The sequence below is a fragment of the Myxococcales bacterium genome, assembly GCA_016706225.1.
Taxonomy (GTDB): Bacteria; Myxococcota_A; Polyangia; order Polyangiales; family Polyangiaceae; genus JADJKB01.
In genome coordinates this window covers 68,718-82,860 of sequence record JADJKB010000008.1, presented here as the reverse complement: position 1 = coordinate 82,860, position 14,143 = coordinate 68,718, and the positions used below count along the sequence as shown (strand labels likewise).

Here is a 14,143-nt window from a genome sequence, read left to right as displayed (position 1 = left end):
GCCGAGCTCGGAGAGCCCGACACCTGCCCAGCCTCAAATGTTCTCGACCGACTTCAGCATTTCCGGCACGAAAGAAGTGCGCGGACGGATCAGCGTGGTGCGAGCCGCGCGAGGACGAACACGAATCGTTGCATCGTTCGGTCCGAAGCCGCCAGCATTCAGCGGATCGTCGTCGAACGAGTAACCGTACCCGTCGTCGCCACCCTTCGTTTCCTTGGCCGCGGCCTTGCCTTGCGCAAAAGCCGACGGAGTCACGACGAACGCAGCGACCGCGAACGCCAACGCAAACCCAACCTTGAGCGAGCGAGTCATGGTTCCAGCCTCCTCAAAAAATTCCGACGCAATTACAGTGTGATTGTAGTCCGGCCCGACGGTCGACGTCAATGGTCTCGCGGGGGCCGTCTGTCTCGCAGCTCTGGGTTGGGAAGAGCAATGCACCACGAAGGGGACAGACAGCCCGTCCCAACCGAAGTTCCATTGTCGCCCGAACACTGCTGCGAAAAGTCGAAGGCCCGCCCGAGGAGTCCGCCCCCCCGAACGAGCCCTTCGCGCAAGGCGAAAAGCCTCACTTCTTGTCGCCACCCTCTGGCGGCGGGGCCGGCGGAGGTGGCGCATTCTTGGCAGCTTCACCCTCTTTGATGAACTTGGCGGTATCGACGGCGTCTTCAGCCCGTTCCTTGGCGCGCTTCACCGCGTCGGCGAACTCGGGCGCGCTGCCCGCCTTGTCGATGAACTGCTTGTAGGTCGCAGCCGCCTTTTCGAACATCGGCACGGCTTCCTTCTCCGAGCCCTTCGTCCGGTACTCCTGAATCAGGATGGCCTCGTTGTAGTAGGTCTCTGCTCGACTCGGGTCGATCTTCTTGGCTTCGTCCAGCTCCGCCTGAGCCTTGTTGATCGCAGCGTTATCACCGAGCCTGATCTGCCCGCGAATGGCTAGCGCTAGGCCCAGGTGGGCCTCGTACTCCTTCGGCTTCAGCTTGATCGCGTCCCGATAGGCCTTCTCCGCCTCTTCGAAGCCCCGAAAGCTCAGGTTCACCGCGGCGTAGTTCATGTGGGCCTCGAAGAACTTCGAGTCCAACTTGCGCGCAGCGGCGAAGCTCTTGACTGCGCCGTTGAAGTTCTTGAGCTCGACCTGAATCAGGCCGGCGGTGTTGTGGAGTGGCGCATAGTTCGGGTTCTTTCGAACGCCCTGCGACGCGACGAGCGCTGCCAAATCGAGCTGCTGGCTGTTGACGTCCGCCGACTTGGAGCTCGCAGCAACCAAGCCGCGGCGCTTGCGCCCGCGCTTGGAGGCCTCGGCGTCGGCCTTCGCCTTCGCTTGCTCCAGGTAGAAGATCGCCAGCTGGTTGAACGCAGCCATGTACGAGTCGTCGATTGCGAGCGCGCGCTGCAGGTTCTTCTTGGCGCGCTCCATGTCGTTCTTGCCGTCCTGATCGGCCGAGTCGCCGTTGCGCTCGAGCTGAAGGGCGGCAAGGCTCACGAGTGCCTCGACGTTCTGGAACTTCGCCTCACGAATGATCGCTTCCAGAGTGGCGATGGTGCCCTCGAGGTTCTTCGACTTCTCGAAGTCGTAGAGCGCAAGCTGGGCGCGAGCTCGGTGGAAGGTCGGATCTGCCTTGGCCGCCGCCTCGAACTGCCCGCGAGCCTGCGCGTCCTTGTCACAGCGCTGATAGGCGAGTCCCGCGTTGTAGAGGGCTTCGGGCAAGGACTTTCGGGTCGCGTCGACCTGGGCTTTGTTCGCGGCGAGGAATTGCTCCGCGACGGCAGTGCAACTGCTATCGGCCCAGTCACCCTTCTTGTCGCGTTCGGCGAACGCATCGAGCGCTCGCTCGAAGCCCGCGGCCGCTTCCTTGGCGACCGCTTGGCCGTGCCGGGTCTTCTTGCCGCTGTCTTCGCCAGGGCGAAGCGGACCCTTGCCACTTCCGCCGCCGCCTCCGCACGCTGCGGTGCTGACGATCACAGCCGTGGCTGCGACCAGGGTGAAGCGCGTTTTCAAGTTCTGCCAGGCGCTCATCACTTCTTCCCACCCTTCTTGGGTTCTTCCGGCGCCGCTTTTTTCGGAGCCGGAGGCTCTGGGGGCGGGGCCACAGTCACTAGCGGGTCACCGCCGATGCGAAGCGGGAACGCCTGCTCGTTGAGCACGCTGTTCACGCGGGTTGGTGCACCACGGAATTCGTCGATGAGGTGGTATTCGGTCTTGTAGGTCTTCGCGAGCCACTTCTCGCACTCACGGCTGTACTCGTCGAAATACTGGTACTTCACCGAGTAGCCGAGACAGGTTTCGAAGGCACCGCGCGCCGTCTTCTTCTGCGGCTCCGAGGCATCGTCGAGAGCGCCGTAGTAGGCGGTCCGAAGCTCGTAATCTTTCTTGATCGTGTCCGGGATGGGGGCCGCGCGGAACTCGTCCACGAAGGTTCCCCACATGTTGCCGACCTGAGCGCCGGCAGAGATCACCCAGCGCGGCGGCGGCACGGGCTGAAGGTCGACGATCTTCTTGTATTCCTTGGTTGCGTCGTCGATGAGCGGCTTCTTCTTGCCGATCCAGTCCTTGACCTTGACGTTGATGTGCTTGAGCACTTCGTCCTTGGTCGCAGGCCCGGTAAATGCGGGGAACTTCACCGCGTCGACCTTCGCCTTCTTCTGCTCGGCGAAGAAGAACAGGCCCTCGCCGACCGCCTCGAGCGCGCGGCCGAGTCGCCGTTGTTTGTCGCCCTCGCCTTTCTCGATTTCGGCCACGGCCTTGGACGGATCCGCCCAGAGCTTGACGACGGCGCCGTACTCGTTGGCAGCGTTCTTCTTCGACTCCTTGAGGGCGCGTCCCATCAGTGCATGGGCTTGGACTCGGACGTCCAACGTCGCCTTGGAATCAATCTGGCGCATTGCGCCGCCCAGCCGCTTGGCGACGTTGCCCCAGTCCTTCTTCTCTCCGTAATGCGCGGAGATGGCGAAGGCGATCTGAGCAACCTGATCGGGCTTGCGCGCCCCGAAGTAGCGGTTGAACTTGTTCGCGTCGTCGATGGCCTTGTCATCCTGGCCCAGGCCCAAGCGCAGCACCACGGCGTCGCTGAGGGCCTTGTCCGCTTCCTCGCCGCACTTCCTCAGCTTCCCGCAGGTCTGCTCGACGTAGCGCTCGAAGAAGTCCGCTGCGCGGTCGTACACAGCGATGGCCTGGTAGTTACCGCCGATCTCGTACGTTGCCTTCTGGGCCAGGTCGGACTTCTCCATCCCGTACTTGGGATCGAGGAGAATGAGGCGGGCTTGAATCGACTTCGCGAGGAGCCGGCCGGCCTGGTAGGCGCGCGCCATGTTGTAGACGATTTCGCTCGCCTTCTCACACTGCTTCGGCTTCTCACCCTTCGACAACGGGCCTTCGCAGTAGCCGCGCCACATCTCCAAGTAGGCATCCGCGCCCTTCTTGTAGTTGTCGACAGCCTCTTTGCTGTTGCCCTTCTCGAGCTGTGAGTCCGCGAGCTCGACCGTCTTCTGAGCGCGCAAGCGCTGGATGTCGAACTGGATCCGGCTGAGGAGCTCGCAGTTCTCCTTGTTGTCGTCGGCCTTCTTGCCCTCGCAGTAGAGCTTCAGGAAGGTCGGCACGTCCTTACCCATGTCGTCGAAGCACGTCGGGCGGGGTGGGTCGGCGCGGCCACCGAGCACGTTCAAGGCCTCGAGGTAGAGGTTCGCGGCGTACATGCCGGAGTCATGGGTCGAGTGGTTGATGGCAACGTCGCGGAACGCGAGCGCGGCCTCCTCCCAGTGCTGCGCCTCGTAGTAGGTACGCGCGCGGGCGAACTTGACCTCGACGTACTGGTCCTCGGCGGTCTTGTCGCCCTTGGCCGGCGTGATGTAACAGACGTAGCGGTTGAAGGCCTGGATCATGCCCTTCTGGAGGCTGGTAAACTCCTTGGGCTTGAACTTCTCCCACTCGCCCTTCTTGGCTTCGCGATCCTTGGAGTCGGCGCCCGTCGGGCCGAGGCCCTTGCCCTTGCGGTCGGACTGGCCCTTGTACATCGCGTCGTACATCTTCTGGTAGCAGAGCACCGAGGCGTAGGCGGCCTCAGCCGCGCTCTCGCCCTTCGGGTCCTCGGCAACGACCGAGTCGAAGGCCGGACCGCACTCGTCCCAGCGCTGCTGGAAGTAGAGCAAGTCCGACATCGCGTACTTGATCTTGTACAGGGTCGGCCAGTCGCTCTTGACGATGCGCGGGAACTCGAACTTGCTGAACTCTGCGCGATCGAAGTTCTCGGCGACCTTCTTGTAGAGGTAGGCCGCCAGATCCATCGTCTTCTTGTCCCCGGTGCCTCGCACGCCGCCGGAGCCGACGGCCTCGAGGTGCCACGCCATGGCGCTTTCGGCTAGGAGCTCCGCGGTGCGGTTGGCACACTCGAGCTTCTTGTCCGCGGGATGGCTCTCCTTCATGAAGGCGTTGCGCATCGCGAGCTGGGTCTCGAGCTCTTTCTTGATGCCGTCCTTGTCCGACGACTTCATGGCCTGGGTCGCGACGGTGATCTGCGTCTGGTAGTGACAGCTCTTCGGGCCCTTGTCGCGGCTCAAGAGGTCACGATAGAGGGCGATACCCTCCTTGTAGTGCCCGGTGTCGATGTAGGCGAGACCGAGGTCATTGAGCATGTCGATGGTCTTCGACTGCTCGCCACCCTTGTCGCCCGACAGCGGCTTGAAGAAGTTGAAGGCGCGATCCGGTTGCCCGCTGGCCGCATACACCGGGATCATGTCCCGGCGAGCGCTCTTGGCGAGCTGGGCCGCGTTGGGCAAGGCCGCGTACTGGTCGCCGTACTCGATGACCTTCTTGAATTCGTTCAAGGCGTCGGCGAACTCGGTCTTGTTCCAGTGCACGTAGCCGAGCTTGTAGCGAGCAAAGCCGTAGACCTTGTTGTCCGGCGGCGGGTACTTGATCACCTCTTTGTAAGCCGCGGCCGCCAGATCCCACTTGGCCGGGTCGCCCTGAGCTTCCTGGAAAAAGAGCTCACCGAACGCCAGATAGGCGTTGGGAATGTAGGGCGACTTGGGCGCCTTCTCGATCAGCTCGAAGTAGATCTTGCGGGCATTGGTCAGGTCGCCCGCCTGCTCATACTCGTAGGCGAGGTAGTAGAGCACCTCGTCCAGGCGCGAGTAGTTCGGGTACGCCGACTTCATCAAGATGTAGTACTTGATGGCGCTCTTACGAGCGGCGACGACGATCTTCTTCGCTGACGAGGCGTCGCTGCGAGCCTTGGCGGCCTGGCTCGGGTTCTTCTTCTTGTAGTCCTGTGCCTTCACGTCCGCCGCGGTCTTGTCACGCAGGGCTGCGCTCTCGAGCTCGACGTAGCCTTCGGCGAGTCGCCGGATGAGCTGCGGTCGATCTGCCGACTTCTTCGGCGTGTTCCGGTACAAGCGCTCGAGTCCCTGGATCTCCGTGATCAAGAGCGCGCGCGAGCGCGCCTGCAGGCGGTTCTTACGGGTATCGCGCTGCCCGGCGGCCATGGCCTCTGTCGGGTTCGTCGGTTTGGCATTGCTCGAGTCCTTGCGCTCGCGAGGCGGAGGCGCACTCTTGAACGCGGCAGGGCGCTTGCCACCGACGGTGAACTTGCTCGGTCCGCCCGGGCACTCGCTCAGGGTCTTTTTCGCCTCCGGGCCCACACAAGAGCTCGAAAGATCGTCGGCCGCCGCCGACGTCGCCGGGGCGACGATCAACGTGCCCAGGAGAGCCGCCAGCAGGGAAAACGCTTTGAGGGACTTCATTCTATTTACCTCCCACACGCCGACTCGACCACCTGACGGTAGAAGCCGAGCTCGTCACGCCAGTACTCACCGTCGAAGGGCCACAGCACGTGCTCCTCGTCCGGTTTGACGACGCCGTAAATCTTCGATTCAGCCTTGCTGACCTGGCCCTTGCTGATCTTCTCGTCGAGCAAGTTGCGCTGGGCCGCCGTGATGTCGATCAAGATTTTCTCGCCGTTTCGCAGATGCTCGTTGAGTTCGTCGACGTTGCGCTGGTAGCGCAGCATCGCCAGCTCTCCGGCCTGACGCACGGCAAGGTCGCGGGCGATCTTCAGCGAATCTTCGACCTGTTTGCCCACTGCAGAGCCGCGGAACGCGGGGGGCGACTTGCGGTAGCGCTCCATCTCGTCGTCCAAGATCCGGACGTACTCGATGTTGCGGAGCAGCTGTCGATCGGAGAGTGCGTTCTCGACGATGGGCTTGATCTTCGAGTCGAGGCTGGCCTTGCCCTCGCGCACTTCCTTCAGGAACTTGAAGAACGGCTCCTCCTGGTTCTCACCCTTGAAGCGCTTGAGCACCTTCTCGAGTTCGTCGCGGATGGGTACGAACTTCTTGTTGAAGCGAGCGACCACGATGGTCGCTCCCTCGTAGTTGCAGTTGGCGAAGTAGATGACCGCCTTGAGCACTTCCGCTTCCGGATAGAACGAGTTCGGGAAGTACGGCGACTGGATGGTGTGGATGTTCCCGAGGGCGTGCGGGTAATCGCCGGCCATGAAGTAAGCCCAAGACTGCTCGAAAAGCGCGTCGAGCCAGTACTCGCTGGCGGGCTGGATTTGGTTCCAGTACTTGACCGCCGCGCTCAGCTTCTTCTCATCGACCTGCGGGGTGTTGCTCTCCGGGTCTAGCTTGATGGACGCCGAGTAGTAGGTTCGCGCCATCGACAGGTAAGCGAGGTCGCGCAGACGATCTTCGTCCTCCACTCCCTCGGCACCTTCGTCGATCAACTTTTCGATGCGCTGGAACGACTGCACCGCGGGCACACTCTTGCGGAGCTGTACGTAGCTGATGCCCGTGAAGAACTGGCTCTTCACGTAGTATTCGCTCTTGCGGTCGACCTTCTGGAACAGGCGAATGGCCTCTTCGTACTGCCGGTTGCGGTACTTGTAGCGACCCAGCATGTAGTTGAGCTGCCAGAACAGATCGCGCTGCTGTTCGTTGTCGAACCGGGCGACCTGATCGTCGCTGTACTTACCCACGCGCTCGATGATGTCGGCCGGCTCGGGGAGCTGCGTGGCGAGCTTCGCCAGCCACAGCAGCGTCTCCTTGAATTTCAGGTGATTCTTGTTGTCGGCGATCTGGCTGAAGAGCGCGTAGCTCGCCTGGTAGAACTTCAGGCGATAGAGCGCGATGGCGAGGTAGTACTGCGCCAGTTGTTTGTTGCCCGGGTCGTCGCTCGTCTCGCCGTTGACGACGCGGAACAGAGCCTGTGCCGCCTCGTTCCAGCGCTCGCGATCGAAGAGCTTCTTGGCGGCCGCCGCCTCTTCGGTCATCTGACCGGCTACGACGGGACCTTGCTCGGTCGGCTGGCCTTCATCCAGATCGATGTCGACTCCGCCCTTCTTGGCGTCGCCCTTTGCGTCGCCCTTTGCGTCGCCCTTTGCGTCGCCTTTGGCGTCGCCCTTGGCATCACCGCCCTTTTTGGGGTCCGCCTTCGCGGCACCCTTCGCTGCGGGTTTGGCAGGCGCTTTTCCCGCCGGCTTCTTCGCCGGCTTCGCCGCTTCCGCATCGAGATCGATCACTTCTTGCGCGACCGCATCGGTGGTGCTGACGATTCCCAGTGCGGCGGTGGCCGCCACGCAGGCGGCGACAAGGCGCTTTCGGAACATGGATCCTCGCTTTAAAAATGGGGGCTTCGGGCGCTCGGGTAGCCCACGCACCGGCGGCTCTGATTCGGAGCCCCCAGGAGTTGGCATCAAAAAGTTCAATGAGAACCGATAGATACCACGCGCGGCCGGGCTGATGTTAGGTGGGCCCGCGCAGGGTTGTCAAGCGTCACCACACGGGAATTTCCGATTGCGTCGGCAGCCGGCTCCCCGAAGGTTGCGGGCACCGTGTTCGCGGGAAGGCGGCGGGTCTGCCGCACCGGGCCCGCGGCGCCCCTCGACCCGACCTTCTGGGTCGTGGTCGAGCAGACCTCGCTGCCGGCGTGAGCTTCGACACTCAAGCCCGCAGGAACCCTTGGGTCCCTTTCGCGTTGACGGGTCTCGCTGCGGTCGACTAGCTTTTCGCGAGCGCACGTCCTGGTGCGGTGCGGCGACTAAGCAGCAGAGTGCATTCCGGCGAACACTGAACGCGACAGGTGGCGAGCACACTATGACACGTCCGATTCCGGCTATTTGGCTCTTCCTGGCGTCTTCTTTGGGCCTCGGTGCGCTCGCGTGCGAGCCCGGGGGCGTTGGCGACCCCTGCACCCCCGAGGACGAGTACCAGACCACTTTCGGCGGCTACGACGAGAGCGAGGTCAACGTCGAGAGCCGGTCGTTCCAGTGCGACACCCGCGTGTGCCTCGTGAATCACTTCCGCGGGCGCGTCAGTTGTCCGTACGGGCAGACCGAGGGAGACCTCAAGTTGCCGGCGACAGACCCCAAACGCTGCCGCGTCCCCGGGACGAGCGGCGCCAACGCCGGCGACTCGATCGACGTCGCGGTGCCTGCGCAGCTGGTGACCCGTACCGCCGCTGCCTCCCCGGAACACGGTGGGGACGGCGTGAAGGACTCGGTCTACTGCTCGTGTCGCTGCGACGGCCCGGATCCCAACGCGCGCTACTGCGACTGCCCCAGCGGCTTTTCTTGCGAGAAGCTGATCGATGATCTCGGGCTCGGCTCCGCGCAGCTGGCCGGAAGTTATTGCATCAAGGATGGCTCGAAGTACGTCCCGACCAGCGGCGGCGTGCCGTGCAGCTCCGCAGTCTCCAACTGCGGCAACGACGGCAAGAACCCGTAGCGCTCCCCGCGTCGACAAACTCGCGCTGGGTGGCAGCGCGGAGCGAGCGGTCGTCCATTATCTGCGACAGCACGGCTGCCACATCGTCGCCACCAACTTGCGCCTCGGGCGCCTCGAGCTCGACGTGGTCGCTCGGCAAGACCGCACCATCATCGTAGTGGAGGTCCGGACCCGAGGCAGCGGCGCCTGGACGACCGGCTTTGGCAGTATCAACCTGAAAAAGCGCCAGCGAGTCCGCCGCGCCGGCGAGCGGTTGTGGAGGGCTCGGTACAAACACGACTCGAGCGTCGACCGCATGCGCTTCGACGCTGCCAGTGTCACCTTCGACGACGGTACACCGGTTGTCGAGTACGCCCAGGCTGCGTTTTGAGCGCCGCGGGAAGGCTTCAATCGAGCGTCGACTGCATGTCCGCGCGTAGCTTTCGCAGCGTCTCCATCTCGCCGGCCGCCACACTGCCTTCGAGCTTCTTCATCGCCTCGTCGAGCAGCGCGATCTCGTCTTCCTGGCGCTTCCGCCAGTTGACGACCATGTCGTTGAACGCTTCGAAGAAGTCCACCAGCTCGTCCCCTTTGCGGAGCTTGCCGGGGATCTTGAGCTTGCCCTCGCCGACCTCGCGGATTTGCCGCTTCATCTTGTAGATGGGTCCGGCAACCTTGTGCGTGACGAGAATGCCAGCGACTCCGATGCCCACGACGAGCAGCAACAAGACCGCTGTCAACGACGAGAGCATGGTCTTCTGCTGATTCGCGATGTCGGCGGACTGCTGTTTCAGGCTGGCTGACTGTGCCTCGAGCTCGTCTTGCTGCTTCTTCAGACGGTCGTCCTGGGATTGTGCGTCGGTCTTGAAGGCCTCGAGCAGCGCTGGATTGTCCTGGTAGGTCTCGTCCTTGACGATGTTCATCTGGACGACGGCGCTCACCTTGCGGCTCTCTTCAACGACCTGCTTGCCGTACGACACGACCTGTTCGCCCTTGCTCACGGTGGAGTAACTCTGGGCAAGCACCGCGTTGCTGGTGCGATACAGGATGAAACCGAGCGAACCACTCAGCACGATGGCGATCGCCACGAGGTACGCCGTGTACTTGAGCTGAAAATGGGTATCCAGCAGGTAGTTTCGGAGGCGACGCTGATGGCGCCCTCCGCCTGCCGCCGGTGCGGTTGCCGCTTCTGCCATGATGACTTTTCCTCAGTCCGTTCGGAGACCGCACGCGGGCGCCCCCGCTCGCATCGTAGGGTGCTCGGGAGCATTCGTCACAATTTGCTGGGCTGACGCGGTGTTTTTCAGGCGGTTCCCCTGCCCGCCAAGCGAGTGGCCGAGGAGCCCCGAGAGCGAGAACGGGCCTTGCGCCGGGGTCTCGAAGACATCGGGAAGGCTCACTGAATTCGCTCCATGTTCGCCGAGAACTTCTCGACCGCGCGCTCCGAAGCCATGCGAATCAAATCGTCCTCGCTCGACGTGTCACGGCCGGACACGCCGTCCTGGGTGAGCTTGACGGGGATGCTGCCCTTCAGCGCTTTGCCCGGGTAGGTGAAGATGGCGACGTCGATCTTGATCTGGAGCGAGCCGCCAGAGTACCGCGGCTCGAGCACCTTCGGGGACAGGTAGAAGGCCTTCACGCTCTTCCACTTGGATAGGCGTTTCTTGGCCTGGGCGGGCGTTTCGTCAGCGGGTGCAATCACGTAGCCGTCTTCCTTACCAGCTGCCTTGAGCATGGCTTTCCGGACCATCTTCACGATCTCATCACCGCTCCTGCCGCTCTTGTCGCTGGCCTTCGCGATCATCAGATAGACCTTGGTGCTGGCGGTGATGGCAGGCTCGGAGGCCGACTTGAGTAGCGTGAGCGCCTTCTTGATGGATGACTTGACGGTGGAGTTTTCCTCTTCGTCGAGCCGCGTGTTCAGACAGTCTTCGCCGCCTTGCTTGAGCTTGCCGAGCGCCGCGGCCGACGCCGCGCGCACGGTGGTATTCGAGTCTTCGAGGCCGGCGCACAGCGGTTCGACCGCGCGTTTGCTCTTGGAGGCACCGAGGGCCAGAGCCGCCTGCGTGCGGACTCGGAAGTCGTCGCTGTTCTTCAGCTGATCGGTGGCCTTGTCCACCCTGTCCTCAGCGGCAGCAATCGTGGTGACGACCAGCAACGTCAGCGTGACGAGCAGCGTCAGGATACGGCGAGCCGCCCGGGGCATTTGCCCGCAGCCTACCACGACCCGAGTGCCGCCTGCCGTCACCATCATGGATGCATTTCGCTCTGCCTAATGAGACGGTTCGGGAGCGTTCGGACTTCAATCGGAGTTATGCTCGGGCGCGGCTACTCCTACATCGGACTTCATGCGCTCACCCGCCTCGCTCCGTGTCTTCTTGCTGACCGTGCTGGTGGCGTGGGCTCCGCGCGCGTGGGCCGTGAAAGTGCAGGTTCGGGGCAACACCCAGGTCGATGCGCGAGCCGCGCTGAAAGACGGCCGCATCGAGCTGCGTGGCTCGGTGCGGGACGATACCGGCCGCCCGCTCGGCCAAGCCCGCCTGAGGGTCAGCGCAGCGCGGGAACGGGGGGGGCCAGTGCTGAAGCTTGGCAGGTCGCTCGGGTGCGGCACGACGGCGCAGAACCACATCCACCCCAGCGCCGAAGAGCTGCTCGTCGACACGGACGGGGCCGGCGCGTTCTGCCTGGCCTTCACCACGCTGGAGCGGCGCGCCGCGTTGCAGGTGGCGTTCGAGGGGGATCGCTTCCACGACCGCGGGGAGGTCACGCTCGATGTCGACTCGTCCCGGCGCAGCCTGCTGCTTGCGTTTTCGCCGGCGCCCGTTCAGCTCGCGCTGGAGCGGGAGACGCATACGGTCTGGCTCGACGCGCGGGTAGAGCCCAACGATGAGCCCATCGACGAGGCGCTGCAGATCCGCCTCTTGCTCAAAGAGCGTGATGGTTCGACGAGAGAGCTCGGGCGCACTGCGCTGCGCTCGGGCGAACGCGCCGAGGTCAGCTTCCACTCGCGGGATCTGGGAATGCCGGGTCTGGCCGAACTCGTGGCGGAGTTCGCTGGCTCGGATACCGTGCAGCCTGCGCGGCGCTCGGCGACGATCCAGCGCAACGTGCGGGTCGTGCTTTCGACCGCGGGCAAACTGGGGCCCGCTGATCCGAGCTCCGGCTTGAGCATCGATGTCGCTGTCGGGTCCAGCGTTGGGGCCGTGCCGAGCGGTGCGATCGAGATGGTGGTGGGAAACGACAGCGTCGGAACGGCGCCCGTGCACGCTGGCTCCTCCCGAGTCACTGCCTTGTTTCCCTTGCCCGCGGCGGGCGTCGTGCCCGTGACCCTGCGCTACCTGCCGGAGGTTCCGTGGTGGCTCGCGACTGAGCCCATCACCGTCAGCGTCCCAGTCTCACCCCCTAGCCCATGGCGCCGATTCCCCTGGGTCATCGCGGCGCTAGCTGTCGGCGCGTGGGTCGTGCGTAGCTGGTGGCGCCCGCCGCGAACGGAAAAACCTGAACGAGACCGCCTCAGCCTGCCTCCGGGACGGCCATCCTTGGAGGTCATCGAGGCGGGTCCCGAACGCTCCGGATGGCGCGGCCGGGTGTACGACGCCCACGAAGCGACCCCGGTGGGCGGGGCGACCTTGACCGTGATCCTACCGGCTTTCGCCTCGGATGGTGTCGCGGCCAGGACGACTACCGACGACGAGGGGCGTTTCGAGCTCGCACCGGTCAATCGAGTCGAGGGCGCCCGGCTGGAGGTCTCCGCGGCTTGGCACTCGACCCTGGTGAAGGACCTACCTCTGGCGGGAAGCCTCCAAATCAGTCTTGTTTCACGGCGCAGGGCCCTACTAGCGCGGCTCGTCGAATGGGCCGCACGAATGGGCAAGCCGTGGACCACGCCGGGCGACGCGACGCCGCGACATGTCGCCTCGGTGGCCCGCAGCCGCCGGGCCGAAGACGTCGTGGTCTGGGCCGGGGAGGTCGAACAGGCGGCGTTCGGGCCGAGCCCGCCAGACGCCGAGGTCGAAGAGCGGGTTCGGGAGCAAGAACCCGCTTGGCGGGCCGTAGACGATCCCAAGCGTTGACGGCCGAAACCTGCGCTCCCTATAGTCCGCGGCCCAACTGCCTGGAGGCACGCGCCACAGATGGAAATCGTCTACGTCCTCGTCGGGATCGTGGCGCTCGTCGCCGTCTACTTCCTGTTCATCCGCAAGTCCGAGCCGGACAAGCTCGGGGCAGCTCCGAAACAAGAGCTGCCAGCAAAACGGGAAGAGACCAAGAAGAGCGACGAGCCCAAGCCCAAACCTGCGGTCGCCGAGAAAGCCAAGGCCGCGGCGTCGAAAGACGCTGAGCCCGAAAAGAGCGCCCGGCGAGCGGAGTCTTCCCAGAGCGTCGAAGCCGACATCGCAGTCGAAGCGGAGGCGCCGGTGCCTTCGCGCCCCTCGCTCACACGCACGCGCGATGTGGCGGGCCTGCGCAAGGGCTTGGCGAAGTCTCGAGGTGAGGAGGGTTTCTTCGGCAAGCTCCGCGCATTGATCAGCGGGAAGAAGGAGCTGAATCCTGCGATCGCCGAGGAAATTGAGGAGATCCTGCTCTCGTCGGACGTGGGCGTCGGGACGACGCAAGCGATGCTCACGCGGATCAAAGAGTCACTGAGCAAGGCCGATCTCCTCGACTCTGAAAAGGTCTGGAGCGCGGTGCGCGACGAGGCCAAGCGCATCCTGGAGGTCGACGGCAAGGCGGGTGCGTTTCCCCTCACCGGCAATCCGACCGTGGTGCTCTTGGTCGGCGTCAACGGTGCGGGCAAGACGACGACGATCGGGAAGCTCGCAACGAAGCTTCAAGCCGACGGCAAGAAGGTCGTCCTGGCCGCAGGCGACACCTTCCGCGCGGCCGCCGTGCAACAGCTCGTCGTGTGGGGCGAGCGCATTGGTTGTGACGTCGTGCGTGGCAAGGACGGCGCCGACCCGGGCAGCGTGGTGTTCGACGCGATCAAGAAGGCCCAGGAGACCGGGGCCGAGGTCGTGCTCGCAGACACGGCCGGGCGCCTGCACACCAAGACCAACTTGATGGCCGAAATGAAGAAGATCGCCAAGACCGCCGACAAAGCCTTGGCTGGCGCCCCCCATGAGGTTCTGCTGGTGGTGGATGCGACCAACGGTCAGAACGCCCTGGCACAGGCCAAGGAGTTCAAGGAGCACCTCGAGCTCACGGGGATCGTGCTCACCAAGCTCGATGGCACCGCCAAAGGCGGCGTCATTCTCGGCATTTGTGACACGTTCGGGGTACCCGTCCGGTTCGTGGGCCTGGGCGAGCGCCCCGACGACCTGCGCGATTTCTCTCCGGACGAGTTCGTGGAGGCCCTGCTCGGGTTGGACGAAGAGGCGAGCGCCGCGTGATCGCAGGGGCTCGGAATGGTCCGCCGAGGCGCCCGATTTCGGGCGCGGACGAGGGGCCG

General features: G+C 64.1%; 10 protein-coding genes. 4 read left to right on the top strand and 6 right to left on the bottom strand.

What is annotated here, in order from left to right; genetic code table 11:
- Positions 1-33: 33 nt before the first annotated feature.
- From IPI67_14500 to IPI67_14485, 4 genes are all read right to left on the bottom strand, one after another.
- Positions 34-312: a hypothetical protein gene (locus IPI67_14500; protein MBK7581409.1), complete on the bottom strand. Its 279-nt coding sequence runs from the start codon at positions 310-312 to the stop codon at positions 34-36.
- A 253-nt stretch (positions 313-565) separates the two neighbouring features.
- Positions 566-2,014, bottom strand: a complete 1,449-nt coding sequence (locus IPI67_14495; GenBank protein ID MBK7581408.1) for a hypothetical protein — start codon at positions 2,012-2,014, stop codon at positions 566-568.
- Positions 2,014-5,736 carry a tetratricopeptide repeat protein gene (locus IPI67_14490; protein ID MBK7581407.1) on the bottom strand — a complete coding sequence of 1,241 codons (3,723 nt, stop codon included), beginning with the start codon at positions 5,734-5,736 and terminating at the stop codon, positions 2,014-2,016. Before IPI67_14490 ends, IPI67_14495 begins: the two co-directional genes overlap by 1 nt.
- A gap of 5 nt (positions 5,737-5,741) precedes the next feature.
- The gene (locus tag IPI67_14485) at positions 5,742-7,601 is read right to left on the bottom strand and encodes a hypothetical protein (protein MBK7581406.1); all 1,860 of its coding nucleotides are present in this window, start codon (positions 7,599-7,601) and stop codon (positions 5,742-5,744) included.
- A 487-nt stretch (positions 7,602-8,088) separates the two neighbouring features.
- Here IPI67_14485 and IPI67_14480 point away from each other — a divergent pair, with 487 nt between their 5' ends.
- Together IPI67_14480 and IPI67_14475 are read left to right on the top strand one after the other, a co-directional pair.
- Positions 8,089-8,718, top strand: coding sequence for a hypothetical protein (locus IPI67_14480; GenBank protein ID MBK7581405.1), 630 nt, complete (start codon positions 8,089-8,091; stop codon positions 8,716-8,718).
- The gene (locus tag IPI67_14475) at positions 8,633-9,088 is read left to right on the top strand and encodes a YraN family protein (GenBank protein ID MBK7581404.1); all 456 of its coding nucleotides are present in this window, start codon (positions 8,633-8,635) and stop codon (positions 9,086-9,088) included. The genes IPI67_14480 and IPI67_14475 overlap by 86 nt, the downstream gene beginning before the upstream one ends.
- Positions 9,089-9,104: 16 nt before the next feature.
- Here the strand turns inward: IPI67_14475 and IPI67_14470 are convergent, their stop codons facing one another.
- Positions 9,105-9,893 (bottom strand): HAMP domain-containing protein, encoded by a 789-nt coding sequence (locus IPI67_14470; GenBank protein ID MBK7581403.1) that lies wholly within the window; start codon positions 9,891-9,893, stop codon positions 9,105-9,107.
- A gap of 200 nt (positions 9,894-10,093) precedes the next feature.
- Positions 10,094-10,903: a HEAT repeat domain-containing protein gene (locus IPI67_14465; GenBank protein ID MBK7581402.1), complete on the bottom strand. Its 810-nt coding sequence runs from the start codon at positions 10,901-10,903 to the stop codon at positions 10,094-10,096.
- Positions 10,904-11,045: 142 nt separating this feature from the next.
- On the opposite strand from IPI67_14465, the gene IPI67_14460 reads away from it, so the two are divergent.
- Both IPI67_14460 and ftsY read left to right on the top strand, forming a co-directional pair.
- Complete coding sequence (locus IPI67_14460) at positions 11,046-12,770, top strand: carboxypeptidase regulatory-like domain-containing protein (GenBank protein ID MBK7581401.1); 1,725 nt, start codon at positions 11,046-11,048, stop codon at positions 12,768-12,770.
- Positions 12,771-12,830: 60 nt separating this feature from the next.
- Positions 12,831-14,084, top strand: a complete 1,254-nt coding sequence (gene ftsY, locus IPI67_14455) for a signal recognition particle-docking protein FtsY (GenBank protein MBK7581400.1) — start codon at positions 12,831-12,833, stop codon at positions 14,082-14,084.
- Positions 14,085-14,143: the final 59 nt, after the last annotated feature.

Bases quoted from the DNA above. Each gene is read 5' to 3' on its own strand.
- IPI67_14460 (MBK7581401.1), top strand. From the start codon at position 11,046: ATGCGCTCACCCGCCTCGCTCCGTGTCTTCTTGCTGACCGTGCTGGTG.
- IPI67_14495 (MBK7581408.1), bottom strand. From the start codon at position 2,014: ATGAGCGCCTGGCAGAACTTGAAAACGCGCTTCACCCTGGTCGCAGCC.
- IPI67_14500 (MBK7581409.1), bottom strand. From the start codon at position 312: ATGACTCGCTCGCTCAAGGTTGGGTTTGCGTTGGCGTTCGCGGTCGCT.
- ftsY (MBK7581400.1), top strand. From the start codon at position 12,831: ATGGAAATCGTCTACGTCCTCGTCGGGATCGTGGCGCTCGTCGCCGTC.
- IPI67_14480 (MBK7581405.1), top strand. From the start codon at position 8,089: ATGACACGTCCGATTCCGGCTATTTGGCTCTTCCTGGCGTCTTCTTTG.
- IPI67_14465 (MBK7581402.1), bottom strand. From the start codon at position 10,903: ATGCCCCGGGCGGCTCGCCGTATCCTGACGCTGCTCGTCACGCTGACG.
- IPI67_14485 (MBK7581406.1), bottom strand. From the start codon at position 7,601: ATGTTCCGAAAGCGCCTTGTCGCCGCCTGCGTGGCGGCCACCGCCGCA.
- IPI67_14470 (MBK7581403.1), bottom strand. From the start codon at position 9,893: ATGGCAGAAGCGGCAACCGCACCGGCGGCAGGCGGAGGGCGCCATCAG.
- IPI67_14475 (MBK7581404.1), top strand. From the start codon at position 8,633: ATGGCTCGAAGTACGTCCCGACCAGCGGCGGCGTGCCGTGCAGCTCCG.
- IPI67_14490 (MBK7581407.1), bottom strand. From the start codon at position 5,736: ATGAAGTCCCTCAAAGCGTTTTCCCTGCTGGCGGCTCTCCTGGGCACG.